Raw genomic sequence first — 17537 nt, 5'->3', positions numbered from 1 at the left:
TGTTTGTTGAAAAACGGCAGACCGGGTAAGGCGAAGCCGCCACCCGGCAGATCTCAGACTGCACACCACGCCAAAATAAACGCTGTAATCCCCTCCACATTATTCAAATCCAGAACCGGTACTTCCAGCGACAACGCAACGTCACTGGCCACGGCAATCACATGCTCATCCAGCATTAGTTCGCTAACATCATGCCCGGCGCCGTTTCTGAACAGCAAGATCTTAGGCACGGCCTCATGCTTAAACCCCTCAACCAGCACCAGATCCAGCGTGGAGTGATCCATCCGGCTGACAAGATAAGCGAGATCCAGCGGTGCTTCATCCGGTGTTTCTGTCATTAACGCCCAGCGCTGGTTACTCGCCACCATCGTTTGTGCAGCGCCAGCCTTACGCAGCTCATAGCTATCTTTCCCCGGCTTATCGACATCCATGTTATGGTGCGTATGCTTAATCAATCCGGGACGAATGCCTTTGGCGCAAAGTGCAGGTATTAGTTTTTTTAGCAGCGTAGTCTTCCCGGTGCCACTCCAGGCAGAGATCGCTAATACGGGTATCATTTCTTCTCCTGCATTATCTGCAAATCTTCCGTCGTGTTTACATTCACAAACGCCGATTTCATGTCGCTGAAATCAACGGAATGCCCTCCGGACTGACGCATAAATACCATAACGCGTCGCTCTCCTGCGGCCAGGTAATCTTCCAGCGCGGATATTAACGAGCGATTAATCAATGCGATCGCTGGATGGTCGCGTTCACCGTCGTGTACCCAGACGACGGGAGCACCACCGCGCCGCTGCACCAGACGTTCAACCAGGCAGGACGGGATGAAGGGCGTATCACATGAACAAAAGAGAAACCACTCTCCATGCGACTGCTGCATAACGGAAAGCATTCCCGCCAGCGGACCGGGGTAGTCCACCAGGTTATCCTGATAAACCGGATACCCGCTGCGCTGATAAATATCAACATGTCGGTTAGCGCTGATCGCCATCGAGGACACCTGATCTGCAAGCGTATCAGCAACATGCTGCCATAATGGTGTGTTGTTCAGGAGCTGAAGCCCCTTATCCTTTCCGCCCATTCGCGTTGCCCTGCCTCCGGCCAGAACAACTCCGATGATTTCCTGGCATTGATTCACGAATATCGCCTCTTTTATTGTGGGATTGACCCTGCTAACGTGTCTCTCTAAATGAAAGGAGCACTACCATGAAATGTAAACGTCTTAATGAAGTCATTGAGCTTCTCCAGCCGGCCTGGCAAAAAGAGCCAGAGCTGAATCTGATGCAATTTTTACAGAAACTGGCGAAAGAGTCAGGTTTTGATGGCGAACTGGCAGACCTTTCTGACGACATCCTGATCTACCACCTGAAAATGCGTGACTCGGCTAAAGATGCTGTTATTCCTGGCATTCAGAAAGATTATGAAGAGGATTTTAAAACCGCATTACTGCGTGCCCGAGGCGTAATTAAAGAGTAAAAGCTTGTAAGCGGAGCCACCGAAATCGCCACAAGATGATATCCTGAACCATTCGTATAATTTCCGGATGATCGGATGAACGACCAGGCTTTTACTTTCCAGACACTACACCCGGATACCATTATGGATGCGCTGTTCGAACAGGGTATTCGGGTGGATTCCGGGTTAACCCCTTTAAACAGCTACGAAAACCGTGTCTACCAATTTCAGGACGAAGAGCGCCAGCGCTTTGTCGTAAAGTTTTACCGTCCACAGCGCTGGTCCGCAGAACAAATTCAGGAAGAGCATCAGTTTGCCCACGATCTGCTGGATGACGATGTTCCCGTTGCGGCACCCATTAAATTCAATAACCAAACTCTGCTGACCCATCAGGGCTTTTACTACGCGGTATTTCCGAGCCTGGGCGGAAGACAGTTTGAGGCAGATAATATAGATCAGATGGAATGGGTTGCCCGCTATCTGGGGCGCATTCATCAGACGGGACGTAAAAAACCGTTTGTTGCCCGTCCGACGATTGGTGTTCAGGAATATCTTATTGAGCCGCGACAGGTATTCGAAACATCGGCGCTGATCCCGAATGCGCTAAAGGATAATTTCCTCACGGCGACCGATAAGCTTATTGATGCTGTAAAAGCCTGCTGGCGGGATGATATTACTACTCTGCGCCTGCACGGTGACTGCCACGCCGGGAATATTCTCTGGCGCGATGGCCCACTATTTGTCGATCTTGATGACGCACGTATGGGACCCGCGGTGCAGGATCTGTGGATGCTGCTCAACGGTGATAAAGCCGAGCAGCGCATGCAGCTTGAGACCATAATTGAAGCTTATGAAGAATTTAGCCCCTTTAATTCAGACGAAATTGCCTTGATAGAACCTTTACGTGCGATGCGATTTGTTTATTATCTCGCGTGGTTAATCAGGCGTTGGGAAGACCCGGCTTTTCCCCGAAATTTCCCCTGGCTTACCGGGGAGGATTACTGGCGCAACCAGATATCCACATTTACCGCGCAGGTTAAGGTTCTACAGGAACCCCCTTTGCAATTAACGCCGATGTATTAATTGGACACACCCAGGAGAGAGTTAATCATGAAAAAAATTTGGCTGGCGCTGGCTGGTATGATTCTGGCATTTAGCGCAACTGCTGCGCAGTTTACCGACGGCAAGCAGTACATTACGCTGGACAAGCCTGTTGCTGGCGAGCCTCAGGTGTTGGAGTTCTTCTCCTTCTACTGCCCGCACTGCTACGAGTTTGAGCAGGTACTTCATGTTTCTGACAACGTGAAGAAAAAGCTGCCGGAAGGCACCAAAATGACGAAATACCACGTTGAGTTCCTTGGCCCACTGGGTAAAGATCTGACTCAGGCATGGGCGGTCGCGATTGCGCTGGGTGTGGAAGATAAGATCACCGCGCCTATGTTTGAAGCCGTACAGAAAACCCAGACCGTACAAACTACGGCAGATATCCGTAAAGTGTTCGTGGATGCCGGTGTTAAAGGTGAAGACTACGACGCTGCCTGGAACAGTTTCGTGGTGAAATCTCTCGTGGCACAGCAGGAAAAAGCTGCCGCTGACTTCCAGTTGCAGGGCGTGCCGGCGATGTATGTTAACGGCAAATACCAGGTGAATATGCGTGGTATGGACACGACCAGCATGGATATCTTCGTACAACAGTACGCTGATACCGTGAAATACCTGGTTGAGAAAAAGTAACAAACATAAAGAAAAACGCCGGTCACTGACCGGCGTTTTTGTATGAAGATTTAATCTTCGCTATCTGCTCGTCTTTCTCTTTCCAGAGTGTATTAAGCCAAAGCTGGAAACGACGTTTGAAGTTTTTATCGTTGACATAATCCCCGTGCAGTTCAGTGTTGACGGGCATCAGATCAACGCGGACAACGATACGCGTCAGCCTGCCGCTGAGCATATCGTAGAACGGCGTCCTGTCATTTTCCGGATAGCAGAGCGTTACGTTCAACAATTTATCGAACTGCTCACCCAGCACGTTGAGCGCCATTGCGATGCCCGCAGCCTTTGGCGGCAACAGGTTCTGATAAGGAGAACGAGTCTGCTGGCGCTTCTCTTCGGTAAAGCGTGATCCTTCGACGAAGTTAACAATGGTGGTGGGATGCGCGCGAAACTTCTCGCAAGAACGGCGCGTGGTTTCCACGTCCTTACCGCGGCGTTCCGGATGACGAATTAAATAGCTGCGTGAATAGCGTTTCATAAACGGCATATCCAGCGCCCAGCAGGCCAGTCCAATGAAAGGCACCCAGGCCAGCTGCTGTTTCAGAAAGTATTTGTTCATCGGAATGTGTTTGCGAAACAGTACGCACAATACAACGATGTCGGCCCAGCTGTGGTGATTGCAGATCAGCAGATACCAGTTCTTTTTGTTCAGCTTCTCCAGCCCCTGAACATCCCACTTCAGCCAGGGGTTCAGATGCAGCAGGATCGCCAGCCCTTCACACCAGCAGTACATCATAAAATTACAAAAAGCAGACACCGCGCGCCATACCGGAGGGACAGGCAGCAGAAGTTTAATTATTCCGGCAACGATGATTGGCACAGAACAGGCGATGGTAACCAGAATAGTTAAAATGACGCTTAACCATAATGTTATCGCTGCGAGTATTCTCGACATAATGAATTTATTCAGATAGTTAGCTGTAATTGAGCAGCCGGCTATCCGGTGCTGGGCGCCGATCTTATCAGAAATTCGCTCAGACCAGGGCGGTTTCACACCAGGAGGCTGCGGCTTTTCCTGCCAGGCAGCGAATTTTTGCATATAGACAGAGTGCTTAAGTCTTATATCCACATAGACTAAATAAACATCAGTGAAGCGCGATCTTAAGTGATCTTATAACAATACTTTGATTTTATTAGATAAATAAGTTTTCAGTATCACTTTTATAAAGCTGTTATTCACCTGTATTAAAAATATGCACAAACTTATCCACAGTTTTGTTTTGCGAGCGATCTTCCCGATCGCAAAATCTTTTTCTGTATAAAGCGCTAAAACCTGATGTTTTCATCCTTCTGTGGCATCCTTTACCCATAAATTCATAAAAGGCACGGACATTATGGTTCAGATCCCAGAAAACCCACTTATACTCGTCGATGGCTCTTCTTACCTGTATCGGGCGTATCATGCGTTTCCTCCTCTGACCAACAGCGCAGGGGAACCTACCGGCGCAATGTACGGCGTGCTGAATATGCTTCGCAGCCTGATTCTGCAATACCACCCAACCCATGCGGCCGTGGTGTTTGATGCGAAGGGTAAAACCTTCCGCGATGAATTATTTGAGCATTACAAATCTCACCGTCCCCCTATGCCTGACGATCTGCGTGCGCAAATTGAACCGTTGCACGCTATGGTGAAAGCGATGGGGCTGCCACTGCTGGCGGTCTCAGGCGTTGAAGCTGATGACGTAATTGGTACCCTGGCGCGCGAAGCGGAAAAAGCAGGCCGCCCGGTTCTGATCAGTACCGGTGATAAAGACATGGCGCAGCTGGTAACGCGCGGGATCACGCTGATCAACACCATGACAAACACCATTCTTGGCCCGGAAGAAGTGGTCGCCAAATATGGCGTGCCGCCAGAGCTCATTATTGATTTCCTCGCCCTGATGGGCGATTCCTCGGATAACATTCCGGGCGTACCGGGCGTAGGCGAAAAAACAGCTCAGGCGCTGCTGCAAGGGCTGGGCGGGCTGGATACGCTGTATGCAGAACCCGACAAAATTGCCGGTCTTACCTTCCGTGGCGCAAAAACCATGGCCGGAAAGCTCGCCGATAACAAAGAGGTGGCTTATCTCTCCTATCAGTTGGCCACCATCAAAACTGACGTAGAGCTGGAGCTTACCTGCGAGCAGCTGGAAGTGCAGGAACCCGCCGCCGACGAACTGCTTGGCCTGTTCAGAAAATACGAATTTAAACGCTGGACCGCGGATGTTGAAGCCGGGAAATGGCTTCAGGCGAAAGGGGCTAAACCTGCGGCGAAGCCGAAAGAGACCATCGTTGTCAATGCCGAAGAGCAGGCAGAAGAAGAGGCGGTAGCGCTCTCCTTCGACAACTATGAAACCATCCTTGAAGAGCCACGGCTCATCGCCTGGATTGAAAAGCTGAAAAAAGCGCCAGTATTTGCTTTCGATACCGAAACGGACAGCCTTGATAACATTACGGCTAATATGGTGGGCCTGTCATTCGCAACGGAGCCGGGTATTGCAGCCTATGTTCCGGTGGCTCACGACTATCTGGATGCGCCGGAGCAAATCTCCCGCGAGCGCGCCTTAGAACTGCTGAAGCCGATTCTGGAAGACGAGAAAGTGCTGAAGGTTGGGCAAAACCTGAAGTACGACCGCGGTATTCTGCAAAACTACGGCATTGAGCTGCGTGGTATCGCTTTTGACACCATGCTGGAATCTTACATTCTGGACAGCGTGGCGGGCCGCCATGATATGGATTCCTTATCCGATCGCTGGCTGAAACACAAAACCATCACCTTTGAAGAAATTGCCGGTAAGGGCAAAAATCAGCTGACCTTTAACCAGATCGCGCTGGAAGAAGCAGGCCGCTACGCCGCGGAAGACGCTGACGTCACGCTACAGCTGCATCTCAAAATGTGGCCGAAATTGCAGAAGCACGAAGGGCCGCTGAATGTGTTCCAGAACATTGAGATGCCGCTGGTGCCTGTGCTGTCCCGCATTGAGCGCAATGGCGTTAAAATCGACCCAACGGTGCTGCATAACCACTCTGGTGAGCTGGCGCAGCGCCTGACCGAGCTTGAACAGAAAGCGCATGAGCTTGCTGGCGAGGCATTTAACCTGTCTTCACCGAAACAGCTGCAAACCATCCTGTTTGAAAAACAGGGTATCAAGCCGCTGAAGAAAACCCCGGGTGGCGCCCCTTCAACGTCTGAAGAGGTGCTGGAAGAGCTGGCGCTGGACTATCCGCTGCCAAAAGTTATTCTGCAATACCGTGGTCTGGCTAAGCTGAAATCGACCTATACCGACAAACTGCCGTTGATGATCAACCCGAAAACGGGCCGCGTGCACACCTCCTATCACCAGGCTGTGGCGGCGACCGGGCGACTTTCGTCAACCGATCCTAACCTTCAGAACATTCCGGTGCGTAATGAAGAGGGCCGCCGTATTCGCCAGGCTTTCATTGCGCCAGAGGATTATCTGATTGTCTCCGCGGACTACTCGCAAATCGAACTGCGTATTATGGCGCACCTGTCACGCGACAAAGGCCTGCTGACGGCCTTTGCCGAAGGGAAGGACATCCACCGGGCAACCGCTGCCGAAGTGTTTGGGCTGCCGCTGGAGAGCGTGACAAACGAGCAGCGTCGTAGTGCAAAAGCGATCAACTTCGGTCTGATTTACGGCATGAGTGCCTTTGGTCTTTCACGCCAGCTCAATATACCGCGTAAAGAGTCGCAGAAGTATATGGATCTCTACTTCGAGCGGTATCCGGGCGTGCTGGAATATATGGAACGTACCCGCGCACAGGCGAAAGAGAAAGGCTACGTTGAAACGCTGGATGGCCGTCGTCTCTACCTTCCGGACATCAAATCCAGCAACGCCGCGCGCCGGGCTGGTGCTGAACGTGCTGCGATCAACGCCCCTATGCAGGGCACTGCGGCGGACATCATTAAACGCGCAATGATTGCCGTCGATGCCTGGCTCGAAAAAGAGAAACCGCGCGTGAAAATGATCATGCAGGTACACGATGAACTGGTCTTTGAAGTTCATAAAGACGATCTGGAGACGGTCTCTCAGAAGATCCATGAACTGATGGAAAACAGCATGAAGCTGGACGTACCATTGCTGGTGGAAGTGGGTAGCGGCGAAAACTGGGATCAGGCTCACTAAGGGTTATCGGAATAACGCGCGTTTTATGTAAGTAAGCAACATAAGTACGCGCGTTTTGTGACGATCATTAGAATTCCCTATGTAAAGAATGAAAAAAAACTACAAAAAGTGCTTTGTCCAGCGATAAAAAAAGAGTAGAGTTAACGACGTAGGGTACAGAGGTAAGATGTTCTATCTTTCAGACCTTTTACTTCACGTAATCGGATTTGGCTGAATATTTTAGCCGCCCCAGTCAGTAATGACTGGGGCGTTTTTTATTGCGGCAAAGAAAGTTTCAGGCGAAAAAAAGCGCGGTCATCGCCGCGCCTGTTGTTACTCTGCTTCCGCTTCAGTCGCCGGTTCCAGATCGTTAAACCAGCTGTCGAGCTTCTGTCGCAGTTTATCCACGCCCTGCTTTTTCAGCGAGGAGAACGGTTCAACCTGTACATCACCGTTGAATGCCAGCACCGCTTCACGAACCTTGTTCACCTGCGCCTTGCGCGCGCCGCTTGCCAGCTTATCCGCTTTTGTCAGCAGCACCAGCACCGCAATATCGCTTGCCACCGCCCAGTCAATCATCTGCTGGTCGAGATCTTTTAGCGGATGACGAATATCCATTAGCACCACCAGACCTTTCAGACACATGCGTTTTTCCAGGTATTCGCCCAGCGCACGCTGCCATTTGAGCTTCATCTCTTCCGGTACCTGCGCGTAACCGTAGCCCGGTAAATCGACCAGGCGTTTGCCTTCAGCCACTTCAAACAGGTTAATCAGCTGAGTACGGCCAGGTGTTTTCGAGGTACGCGCCAGGTTTTTCTGATTGGTGAGCGTATTCAGGGCACTGGATTTTCCCGCATTGGAGCGGCCAGCAAATGCCACTTCAATCCCTGTGTCTGAGGGCAGGTGGCGAATATCGGGCGCACTGGTGACAAAATGCGTCTGTTGGTAGTTCCAGGTAGTCACGTGGTCGTCTCCAAAAATCGTAATCTGCGGGGATTATACCTGAATGCGGGCAAAAGGCTTTTCCCTTCGTCATTGACATGTAAGTGAAAGCCCTACGGAATGTAAGAGATCTGCCCTTAAGCGTATGAGAAATTTAAGAGAAATCGCAGGCGCTAAAAAACTCAAAATATTAAAATTCAAAGAGTTATTAATGAGTAATTATCTGAAAATCCGGTTTTGTACCTTTTCATAGCTTGTTAGTTTAAGGGAACAAGGTAAAGTGTGTGCCAGGGCGAGGATGCCAACAGGATAACGACTTAAGGATAAGGGTCAGGAGCGCCAGGAGGCGAAGACTCAGGATTGTCAGGACGACCGGCGCCTGGAGGCGTTTTTAACAGGAAACGGAACCGTATCACGGACGGTAGTAGCCAAGGGATAAACAGGGTTTGTTGCAGGCAAACAGGGAATGTCTGACCCGTTAAGGGTTGTGAGTCAGGAAAAAAGGCGACAGATTGCTCTGTCGCCTTTTTTCTTTGCTTGCTTTCTGCTAGATTTCGCCGCAATTCTATACTGAAGAAAACGACTTAAAGATAAAACATCATGAAAAAACCGACCTCCGCTGCGGGCGTGAAACGCCCTGCAAAAGCACGCCGCAAAACGCGCGAAGAACTGAATCAGGAAGCGCGCGATCGCAAACGCGATAAAAAACATCGTGGCCATGCTGCGGGTAGCCGTGCTAACGGTGGCGGTGCCGCAGGCGCTTCTGCAAAAGGCAAGCAGCAGAAAGATCCTCGTATCGGCAGTAAAACTCCCATTCCACTGGGCGTGACAGACACGCCGGTCACTAAGCAGCACAAACCAAAGAGCGAGAAACCTATGCTTTCACCGCAGGCTGAGCTGGATATGCTGGAGAACGATGAGCGCCTGGATGCGCTGCTGGAACGTCTTGAAGAGGGTGAAACCCTGACCGCTGAAGAGCAGTCCTGGGTGGACGCCAAACTGGACCGCATTGATGAACTGATGCAGAAGCTGGGTCTGTCCTACGATGATGAAGAAGACGAAGAGGAAGACGAAAAGCAGGAAGATATGATGCGTCTGCTGAAAGGTGGAAACTAACATTTGCACCCGGCAGGTACACTCGTCCTGCTTATAACCCTTCCGGTTATATGTTATCTGGTGTGGTTATTCGTTAAACTACGGCGGTTGTCGCGGCGACAGAAGTGGCTGCGCACCCGAATGATGTCCCGCAACGGGACCAGAAGGGGCCGCCGTATACGAACGCGACACCAACGGAAGGAGTGAGCATGTCTGTACCATTTATCGACTGGGATTTGGCCCTGATCCAGAAATATAACTATTCCGGGCCGCGTTATACCTCATACCCCACCGCGCTGGAGTTTTCTGACGCTTTCGGCGAGGCGGATTTTCAGCAAGCTGTGGCGCGCTATCCCGAGCGCCCGCTGTCGCTCTACGTCCATATTCCGTTCTGCCATAAGCTCTGCTACTTCTGCGGCTGCAATAAAATCGTTACCCGCCAGCAGCACAAAGCCGATCAATACCTCGATGCGCTCGAACAGGAAATTCTGCACCGCGCACCGCTGTTTAAAGGGCGTCACGTCAGCCAGCTTCACTGGGGCGGTGGTACGCCAACTTATCTGAATAAAGCGCAGATCAGCCGCCTGATGGCGCTGCTGCGCGGCAATTTTAGTTTTAACGACGACGCCGAAATTTCGATCGAGGTCGATCCGCGTGAAATCGAGCTGGATGTGCTGGATCATTTACGCGCCGAAGGTTTCAACCGCCTGAGTATGGGCGTACAGGACTTCAACAAAGAAGTACAGCGCCTGGTAAACCGCGAGCAGGACGAAGCGTTTATCTTTGCCTTACTCAACCATGCGCGTGAAATCGGCTTTACCTCAACGAATATAGACCTGATTTACGGCCTGCCGAAGCAGACGCCGGAGAGCTTCGCCTACACGCTTAAACGCGTGGCTGAGCTTAACCCGGACCGTCTGAGCGTCTTTAACTATGCGCACCTGCCGACGCTGTTCGCCGCTCAGCGCAAAATCAAAGATGCGGATCTGCCTTCCGCCCAGCAGAAGCTGGACATTTTGCAGGAGACCATCGCCTCGCTGACCGAAACCGGCTATCAGTTTATCGGAATGGATCACTTTGCCCGCCCTGACGATGAACTGGCGATTGCCCAACGCGAAGGTGTTCTCCACCGTAACTTCCAGGGCTACACCACCCAGGGCGATACCGATCTGCTCGGAATGGGCGTCTCCGCCATCAGCATGATTGGCGACTGCTACGCCCAGAATCAGAAAGAGCTGAAGCTGTACTATCAGCAGATAGACGAAACCGGCAATGCGCTGTGGCGCGGCATCGCGCTAACCCGCGACGACTGCATCCGTCGTGATGTGATTAAGGCGCTTATCTGCAACTTCCGTCTCGAATTTCGCGAGGTGGAGTCGCAATGGGATCTGCAATTCAGCGATTACTTTGCCGAAGACCTGAAGCTTCTGGCGCCGCTGGCGAAAGACGGGCTGGTGGATGTGTCGGAGAGTGCGGTTGTCGTCACGCCGAAAGGACGTCTGTTGATTCGTAATATCTGCATGTGCTTCGATGCCTATCTGCGTCAGAAGGCGCGTTTACAGCAGTTCTCGCGGGTGATTTGAGCTGTAATGCCGGGTGGCGGCTTTGCCTTACCCGGCCTACTTAAGTGCGAGATGTAGGCCGGGTAAGCGAAGCGCCACCCGGCTTTTCATCGACAGCTCGTTAGCTAAACAGCCCAACCAGTGCCGCACACAATACCGCCGCAACGGCAGTTTGTGGCGTGTGGCTTTCTGCTGCTCCGCTCGAAAGCAAAGTCACTAATGATTCCAGCATGATGCTCCCCCCTGTTTCCGGGCACGATCATACAAAACTCATCGGAACAGTAAAGCGCAAAATAACGGCACTTTGCGCTCAATTAGTAACCTTTACACAGCGGAGTAAGATCACTCCATTCCCAGCTCTTTCAGCTTGCGCGTCAGGGTGTTTCGACCCCATCCCAACAGGCGAGCCGCTTCCTGTTTGTGGCCCTGGGTATGACGAAGCGCGGTAGTCAACAGCGTGCGCTCCATCTCAGGCTGCGCTTCGGAGAGCAGATTTTGATGACCGGAACGCAGCGCGCGATCTGCCCACTGCGCCAGCAGCGTCGCCCAGCTGTCCGGCAGCGCATGTCCGGCGGTGCTTTCGGGCACGGTGGCTTCAAACAGCTCGGCGGGGAGATCCTGAATCAACACTTCCTGTCCGGCGGCCATTACGGTCAGCCAGCGACAGGTGTTTTCCAGCTGACGCACGTTGCCCGGCCACGCCAGACGGGTGAGGGCGGCATCCGTTTCCGGATGAAGCTGCTTGGCTTCCACGCCCAGCTCGCGGGCCGCCACTTGCAGGAAATGGCGCGCCAGACGCGGGATATCTTCCCGACGCTCGCGCAGCGGCGGGAGGTGGACGCGGATCACGTTCAGACGATGGAATAAATCCTCACGGAATTTCCCCTCCTGCACGCGCAGCTCCAGGTTCTGGTGCGTCGCGGCAATAATACGCACGTCCACCTTCACCGGCGCATAGCCGCCCACGCGGTAAAACTGGCCATCTGCCAGCACGCGCAGCAGTCGGGTCTGAACATCCAGCGGCATATCGCCGATTTCATCCAGGAATAGCGTTCCGCCGTCAGCCTGTTCAAAGCGTCCCTGACGAATGGTATTTGCCCCGGTAAACGCCCCTTTTTCGTGGCCGAACAGCTCAGATTCAATCAAATCTTTGGGGATCGCCGCCATGTTCAGGGCGATGAAAGGCGCTTTCGCCCGCGGGCTGTGGCGATGCAGGGCGTGCGCAACCAGCTCTTTACCGGTCCCTGATTCACCGTTAATCAAGACGCTGATAGACGAGCGCGACAGACGCCCGATGATGCGAAACACGTCCTGCATGGCCGGCGCTTCACCGATGATGTCCGTCGTAGGCCCGAAATCCGGCGCGTGGCGGGGCTGCTGTTGCTCCTGATAGTGGCTGATGGCGCGTTCGACCAGGGCAACGGCTTCGTCGATATCAAACGGTTTTGGCAGGTAATCAAACGCCCCCTGCTGGTAGGCGCTAACGGCGGCATCCAGGTCGGAGTGGGCGGTCATTATGATGACCGGAAGCATGGGGTGGCGCTGTTTGATCTGCTTTAAGAGCGCCAGTCCGTCCATGCCCGGCATGCGAATATCCGAGAGCAGAACGTCCGGCGTTTTGGTGGTGAGTGCGTCGAGCACTTCGCTGCCGCTCTCAAACGTCGTGCAGCTTAATCCCGCTCCTGTGAGCGCGCGTTCAAGCACCCAACGGATGGAGCTATCGTCATCGACTACCCAGACTATCCCTCGTTGCATAAACGTCACCTTTATTTTTTAATCGGCAGGAAAACCGAAAACTCGGTATGTCCCGGCCAACTGGTAAATTCAATTTTGCCGGAGTGTTGGTCAATCAAATTACGGGCTATGGATAACCCCAGCCCGGTGCCGCCTTCGCGACCGCTGACCATCGGGTAGAACAGGGTGTCCTGGAGATGCGGCGGGATCCCCGGCCCGTTATCTTCCACATCAATACGTGCCGCCAGACGATAACGCACGCCGTGCAGCGTCAGCTGGAACGCGGTGCGGGTACGCAGAATAATTTCGCCACCCTCCGGGCCCAGCGCCTGCAACGCGTTACGCACAATGTTCAACAGCACCTGTTCAATCTGGTCCGGATCGTGCGCCAGCTCCGGCAGGCTTGGGTCGTAATCACGCACCAGCGTGACGTTATCCGGCAGCTCCATAGAGACGAGTTTCACCACCCGCTCCGCGACCTTGTGAATGCTTTCTGAAACATGCATCCCCGGCTGCTGCGGCCCGAGCAGGCGATCGACCAGATTACGCAGACGGTCCGCCTGCTCGATAATGACGTTGGTATACTCCGCCAGGGCAGGGTCAGGCAGCGCTTTGGTCAAAAGCTGTGCCGCACCGCGTAAGCCACCCAGCGGGTTTTTAATTTCATGAGCCAGCCCGCGTACCAGGTCGCGCGCCGCAATCTGCTGAGCATGCTGTAGCTGCTCCTGGCTGAGACGACGCTGGTTATCCATCGGCGCCATTTCCAGCAGAATCATGCCATCTGGCAGGCGCTGTGCGGTGAGGGACAAAATATGCGAGCGTCCGTCAATCACCAGCGTCACTTCGTTATCGGTGAAGCCCTGACCCGCCTGCAAACTCTCCTGCATCAGACCAATATTCAGCGAGAAATAGCTCAGCAGTTCAGGCAGCGGCGTGCCAAACAGTTTACGGGCGCTTTGAGCGAGCAGCTGCTGCGCCGCCGGGTTGGCGTAATGCACCGCCAGCTCGTCGTCGACCAGCAAGATACTGTTAATCAAAGAATTGAGGATCTGCCCAGCATCGGGCAGCGTGCCAGTTGCCATTCAGCAGTCTCCTGGAGTCGTTGCACTATTTTAGTGCAGTATAGCGTTTTAGAGGTAAAAAGCGCGTGAGATCAGGTTGTTGGTGGAGAAAAAAGCCCATCCGAAGATGGGCTAAAGTTTCCACGGCAACTACTCCCGACGCGTATGCGCCGGGTAAAACAAATCAATTAAACGCTGTAGTACAGTTCGAACTCAACCGGGTGCGGCGTCATGCGAACGCGGTCGTTTTCTTCGGTACGCAGCGCGATGTAAGCGTCGATTGCTTCATCGGTGAACACGCCGCCAGCGGTCAGGAACTCACGGTCTGCGTCCAGCGCTTGCAGGGCTTCTTCCAGCGAGCCGGCGACCTGTGGGATCTCTTTCGCTTCTTCTGGCGGCAGGTCGTACAGGTTTTTGTCCATGGCTTCGCCCGGGTGGATCTTGTTCTTGATACCGTCCAGACCGGCCATCAGCAGTGCTGCGAAGCACAGGTATGGGTTAGCCGCCGGATCCGGGAAGCGCACTTCGATACGACGCGCTTTCGGAGACGCCACCACCGGGATACGGATAGAAGCAGAACGGTTACGGGCAGAGTACGCCAGCATCACGGGTGCTTCGTAGCCTGGGACCAGACGCTTGTAGGAGTTCGTGGTCGGGTTCGCCAGGGCGTTGATCGCTTTAGCGTGTTTGATAACACCGCCGATGTAGTGCAGCGCCTGCTCAGACAGACCCGCGTATTTGTCGCCAGAGAACAGGTTGGTGCCGTTCTTGGACAGGGACATGTGGCAGTGCATGCCGGAACCGTTGTCGCCGAACATGGGTTTTGGCATGAAGGTCGCGGTTTTACCGAAACGGTGCGCAACGTTGTGCACAACGTATTTGTAGATCTGAATCTCATCCGCTTTCTTGGTCATGGTGTTGAAGCGGGTTGCGATTTCGTTCTGGCCAGCCGTTGCCACTTCGTGGTGGTGCGCTTCAACAACCAGGCCCATCTCTTCCATGATCAGACACATGGTAGAACGGATGTCCTGTGAAGAATCGACCGGAGGAACCGGGAAGTAACCGCCTTTCACGCCCGGACGGTGACCTTTGTTACCACCTTCGTATTTGGTGGAAGAGTTCCATGCGCCTTCGATGTCATCGATAGCGACGTGGGAACCAGAAATGGAAGCACCAAAACGGATGTCATCGAACAGGAAGAACTCTGGCTCTGGCCCGAACAGAACGGTGTCTGCGATACCGGTAGAACGCAGGTACTCTTCAGCGCGTTTTGCGATAGAGCGTGGGTCACGGTCATAGCCTTGCAGCGTGCCAGGTTCCAGGATATCGCAGCGGATGACCAGCGTAGGTTCTTCGTAGAACGGGTCAATGAGCGCAGTGGTTGCATCTGGCATCAGAACCATGTCGGATTCGTTAATGCCTTTCCAGCCGCCAATGGAGGAGCCGTCAAACATTTTGCCTTCTTCAAAGAATTCGGCGTTCACCTGATGAGCAGGGATCGTGACGTGCTGTTCTTTACCTTTGGTATCGGTGAAGCGCAGATCAACAAACTTCACTTCATGTTCGTTCAGCATCGTCAAAACGTGTTCAGCGGACATACTTAACTCTCCAGATTGGTCATTGTCGTCGTGGTAACGAGGTCTTCAAATCGGCTGGGCTGCCATATTTTTACTGTATTTCTGTAAAGCGAAATCTGTGCCAACTTTTAAAACACCCCAAAAAGGCGTTATCATGCGCACCATAGTGCAGAAGGGCTGCACCACATTGGATTTGTTGCACCATTATAGTGCTTCTGTGTGAACATCGAGCACCATATTGGTGCAATTTACGTTAAAGTGCCCTTTTACCGCTCCGTGAAAGCGATCACAAAGCATCTCTGCAATACTTGTTTGCGGGGGATGTTTGTGATCCTGTTTTGTAGTGCGATTAATCCGTGTACAATAACGCGCTATTTCTAAATGCCTGAGGCAAAGTTGTGATCGAAAAATTGCGTAATATCGCCATCATCGCGCACGTCGACCATGGTAAAACTACCCTGGTTGATAAGCTGCTACAGCAGTCCGGTACGTTTGATGCTCGTGCCGAAACTCAAGAGCGTGTGATGGACTCCAACGATTTGGAGAAAGAGCGTGGGATTACCATCCTCGCCAAAAACACCGCTATCAAATGGAATGACTACCGTATCAACATCGTTGATACCCCAGGGCACGCCGACTTCGGTGGTGAAGTTGAGCGCGTGATGTCCATGGTGGATTCCGTGCTGCTGGTGGTTGACGCATTTGATGGCCCTATGCCGCAAACGCGCTTCGTGACCAAAAAAGCATTTGCCCACGGCCTGAAACCTATCGTTGTGATCAACAAGGTTGACCGTCCTGGCGCGCGTCCTGACTGGGTTGTTGACCAGGTCTTCGACCTGTTCGTTAACCTCGACGCGACCGACGAACAGCTGGACTTCCCTATCGTTTATGCGTCTGCGCTGAACGGTATCGCCGGTCTGGATCACGAAGACATGGCGGAAGACATGACTCCGCTGTACCAGACGATTGTTGACCGCGTTCCTGCGCCAAACGTTGACCTGGAAGGCACCCTGCAAATGCAGATCTCCCAGCTCGACTACAACAACTATGTTGGCGTAATCGGCATTGGTCGTATCAAGCGCGGTAAAGTGAAGCCTAACCAGCAGGTCACTATCATCGATAGCGAAGGCAAAACCCGTAACGGTAAAGTCGGTAAAGTTCTGACTCACCTGGGCCTTGAGCGTATCGAGAGCGACATCGCTGAAGCGGGCGACATCATCGCCATCACCGGTCTGGGTGAACTGAACATCTCCGACACCATCTGCGATCCGCAGAACGTCGAAGCGCTGCCAGCCCTGTCCGTTGATGAACCAACCGTATCCATGTTCTTCAACGTCAACACCTCTCCGTTCTGTGGTAAAGAAGGTAAGTTTGTTACCTCTCGTCAGATCCTTGACCGCCTGAACAAAGAGCTGGTGCACAACGTTGCGCTGCGCGTTGAAGAAACCGAAGACGCTGATGCATTCCGCGTTTCGGGTCGTGGTGAGCTGCACCTGTCTGTTCTGATTGAGAACATGCGTCGTGAAGGTTTCGAGATGGCGGTTTCCCGTCCGAAAGTTATCTTCCGCGAAATCGATGGCCGTAAACAAGAGCCATTCGAAAACGTAACGCTGGACGTTGAAGAGCAGCACCAGGGTTCTGTGATGCAGGCACTGGGTGAGCGTAAAGGCGACCTGAAAAACATGAATCCAGATGGCAAAGGCCGCGTACGTCTCGACTACGTGATCCCAAGCCGTGGCCTGATCGGCTTCCGTTCTGAGTTCATGACCATGACTTCCGGTACTGGTCTGCTGTACTCCACCTTCAGCCACTACGACGACGTTCGTCCGGGCGAAGTGGGCCAGCGTAACAACGGCGTGCTGATCTCCAACGGTCAGGGTAAAGCGGTTGCGTTTGCGCTGTTCGGTTTGCAGGATCGCGGTAAGCTGTTCCTGGGCCACGGCGCTGAAGTTTACGAAGGCCAGATCATCGGTATTCACAGCCGTTCTAACGACCTGACGGTAAACTGCCTGACCGGTAAGAAACTGACCAACATGCGTGCGTCCGGTACTGACGAAGCAACGGTTCTGGTTCCACCGATCAAGATGACGCTGGAGCAGGCTCTGGAATTCATCGATGATGACGAACTGGTCGAAGTGACGCCTCAGTCAATTCGTATCCGTAAACGTCACCTGACCGAGAACGATCGTAAACGTGCAATGCGCGGTGCGAAAGAAGAGTAATTCGGTTATGCCA

The 17537-nt window shown here is 53.0% G+C and carries 15 protein-coding genes; 7 read left to right on the top strand and 8 right to left on the bottom strand.

The window, feature by feature from the left end; all coding sequences use genetic code 11:
- Positions 1 to 53: 53 nt before the first annotated feature.
- Together mobB and mobA are read right to left on the bottom strand one after the other, a co-directional pair.
- Positions 54 to 557: a molybdopterin-guanine dinucleotide biosynthesis protein MobB gene (mobB, locus tag INF61_RS07055; protein WP_023295648.1), complete on the bottom strand. Its 504-nt coding sequence runs from the start codon at positions 555 to 557 to the stop codon at positions 54 to 56.
- Positions 554 to 1138, bottom strand: a complete 585-nt coding sequence (gene mobA / locus INF61_RS07050; RefSeq protein WP_032672242.1) for a molybdenum cofactor guanylyltransferase MobA — start codon at positions 1136 to 1138, stop codon at positions 554 to 556. The genes mobB and mobA overlap by 4 nt, the downstream gene beginning before the upstream one ends.
- Positions 1139 to 1206: 68 nt before the next feature.
- On the opposite strand from mobA, the gene INF61_RS07045 reads away from it, so the two are divergent.
- The 3 genes from INF61_RS07045 to dsbA all read left to right on the top strand — a co-directional run bounded on the left by INF61_RS07045 (position 1207) and on the right by dsbA (position 3189).
- On the top strand, positions 1207 to 1476 hold the full coding sequence (locus tag INF61_RS07045) for a YihD family protein (protein ID WP_003861904.1): 270 nt from the start codon (positions 1207 to 1209) through the stop codon (positions 1474 to 1476).
- Between the two features lie 75 nt (positions 1477 to 1551).
- A complete protein-coding gene (locus tag INF61_RS07040; RefSeq protein ID WP_023295647.1) occupies positions 1552 to 2538 on the top strand; it encodes a serine/threonine protein kinase in 987 nt (328 codons plus the stop codon).
- Positions 2539 to 2565: 27 nt separating this feature from the next.
- Positions 2566 to 3189, top strand: coding sequence for a thiol:disulfide interchange protein DsbA (dsbA, locus tag INF61_RS07035; RefSeq protein ID WP_003861908.1), 624 nt, complete (start codon positions 2566 to 2568; stop codon positions 3187 to 3189).
- 22 nt (positions 3190 to 3211) lie between these two features.
- Here dsbA and INF61_RS07030 read toward each other — a convergent pair whose 3' ends face one another.
- On the bottom strand, positions 3212 to 4120 hold the full coding sequence (locus INF61_RS07030) for an acyltransferase (protein WP_032620765.1): 909 nt from the start codon (positions 4118 to 4120) through the stop codon (positions 3212 to 3214).
- A gap of 439 nt (positions 4121 to 4559) precedes the next feature.
- On the opposite strand from INF61_RS07030, the gene polA reads away from it, so the two are divergent.
- Complete coding sequence (polA, locus tag INF61_RS07025; RefSeq protein WP_062938420.1) at positions 4560 to 7352, top strand: DNA polymerase I; 2793 nt, start codon at positions 4560 to 4562, stop codon at positions 7350 to 7352.
- A 312-nt stretch (positions 7353 to 7664) separates the two neighbouring features.
- On the opposite strand, the gene yihA is transcribed toward polA, so the two are convergent.
- Complete coding sequence (gene yihA, locus INF61_RS07020) at positions 7665 to 8294, bottom strand: ribosome biogenesis GTP-binding protein YihA/YsxC (protein ID WP_032668938.1); 630 nt, start codon at positions 8292 to 8294, stop codon at positions 7665 to 7667.
- 579 nt (positions 8295 to 8873) lie between these two features.
- Between yihA and yihI the strand changes: the two genes are divergently transcribed.
- Both yihI and hemN read left to right on the top strand, forming a co-directional pair.
- The gene (gene yihI, locus INF61_RS07015; RefSeq protein ID WP_015569898.1) at positions 8874 to 9389 is read left to right on the top strand and encodes a Der GTPase-activating protein YihI; all 516 of its coding nucleotides are present in this window, start codon (positions 8874 to 8876) and stop codon (positions 9387 to 9389) included.
- Between the two features lie 188 nt (positions 9390 to 9577).
- Positions 9578 to 10951 carry an oxygen-independent coproporphyrinogen III oxidase gene (hemN, locus tag INF61_RS07010; protein ID WP_193547642.1) on the top strand — a complete coding sequence of 458 codons (1374 nt, stop codon included), beginning with the start codon at positions 9578 to 9580 and terminating at the stop codon, positions 10949 to 10951.
- Between the two features lie 100 nt (positions 10952 to 11051).
- On the opposite strand, the gene INF61_RS07005 is transcribed toward hemN, so the two are convergent.
- The 4 genes from INF61_RS07005 to glnA form a co-directional block, all read right to left on the bottom strand.
- Positions 11052 to 11162, bottom strand: coding sequence for a YshB family small membrane protein (locus INF61_RS07005; protein ID WP_017382667.1), 111 nt, complete (start codon positions 11160 to 11162; stop codon positions 11052 to 11054).
- Between the two features lie 110 nt (positions 11163 to 11272).
- Positions 11273 to 12685 carry a nitrogen regulation protein NR(I) gene (glnG, locus tag INF61_RS07000; protein ID WP_003861919.1) on the bottom strand — a complete coding sequence of 471 codons (1413 nt, stop codon included), beginning with the start codon at positions 12683 to 12685 and terminating at the stop codon, positions 11273 to 11275.
- 11 nt (positions 12686 to 12696) lie between these two features.
- A complete protein-coding gene (gene glnL, locus INF61_RS06995; protein ID WP_003861923.1) occupies positions 12697 to 13746 on the bottom strand; it encodes a nitrogen regulation protein NR(II) in 1050 nt (349 codons plus the stop codon).
- 167 nt (positions 13747 to 13913) lie between these two features.
- A complete protein-coding gene (glnA, locus tag INF61_RS06990; protein WP_193547641.1) occupies positions 13914 to 15323 on the bottom strand; it encodes a glutamate--ammonia ligase in 1410 nt (469 codons plus the stop codon).
- A gap of 377 nt (positions 15324 to 15700) precedes the next feature.
- Here glnA and typA point away from each other — a divergent pair, with 377 nt between their 5' ends.
- Positions 15701 to 17524, top strand: a complete 1824-nt coding sequence (gene typA / locus INF61_RS06985; RefSeq protein WP_006808726.1) for a ribosome-dependent GTPase TypA — start codon at positions 15701 to 15703, stop codon at positions 17522 to 17524.
- Positions 17525 to 17537 lie beyond the last annotated feature (13 nt).

Origin of the sequence: Enterobacter cloacae complex sp. P18RS, from assembly GCF_014982105.1 — a bacterium.
GTDB lineage: Bacteria > Pseudomonadota > Gammaproteobacteria > Enterobacterales > Enterobacteriaceae > Enterobacter > Enterobacter hormaechei_C.
The sequence above is the reverse complement of the archived record's forward strand: the minus strand, read 5'-3'. Positions and strand labels throughout refer to the sequence as shown.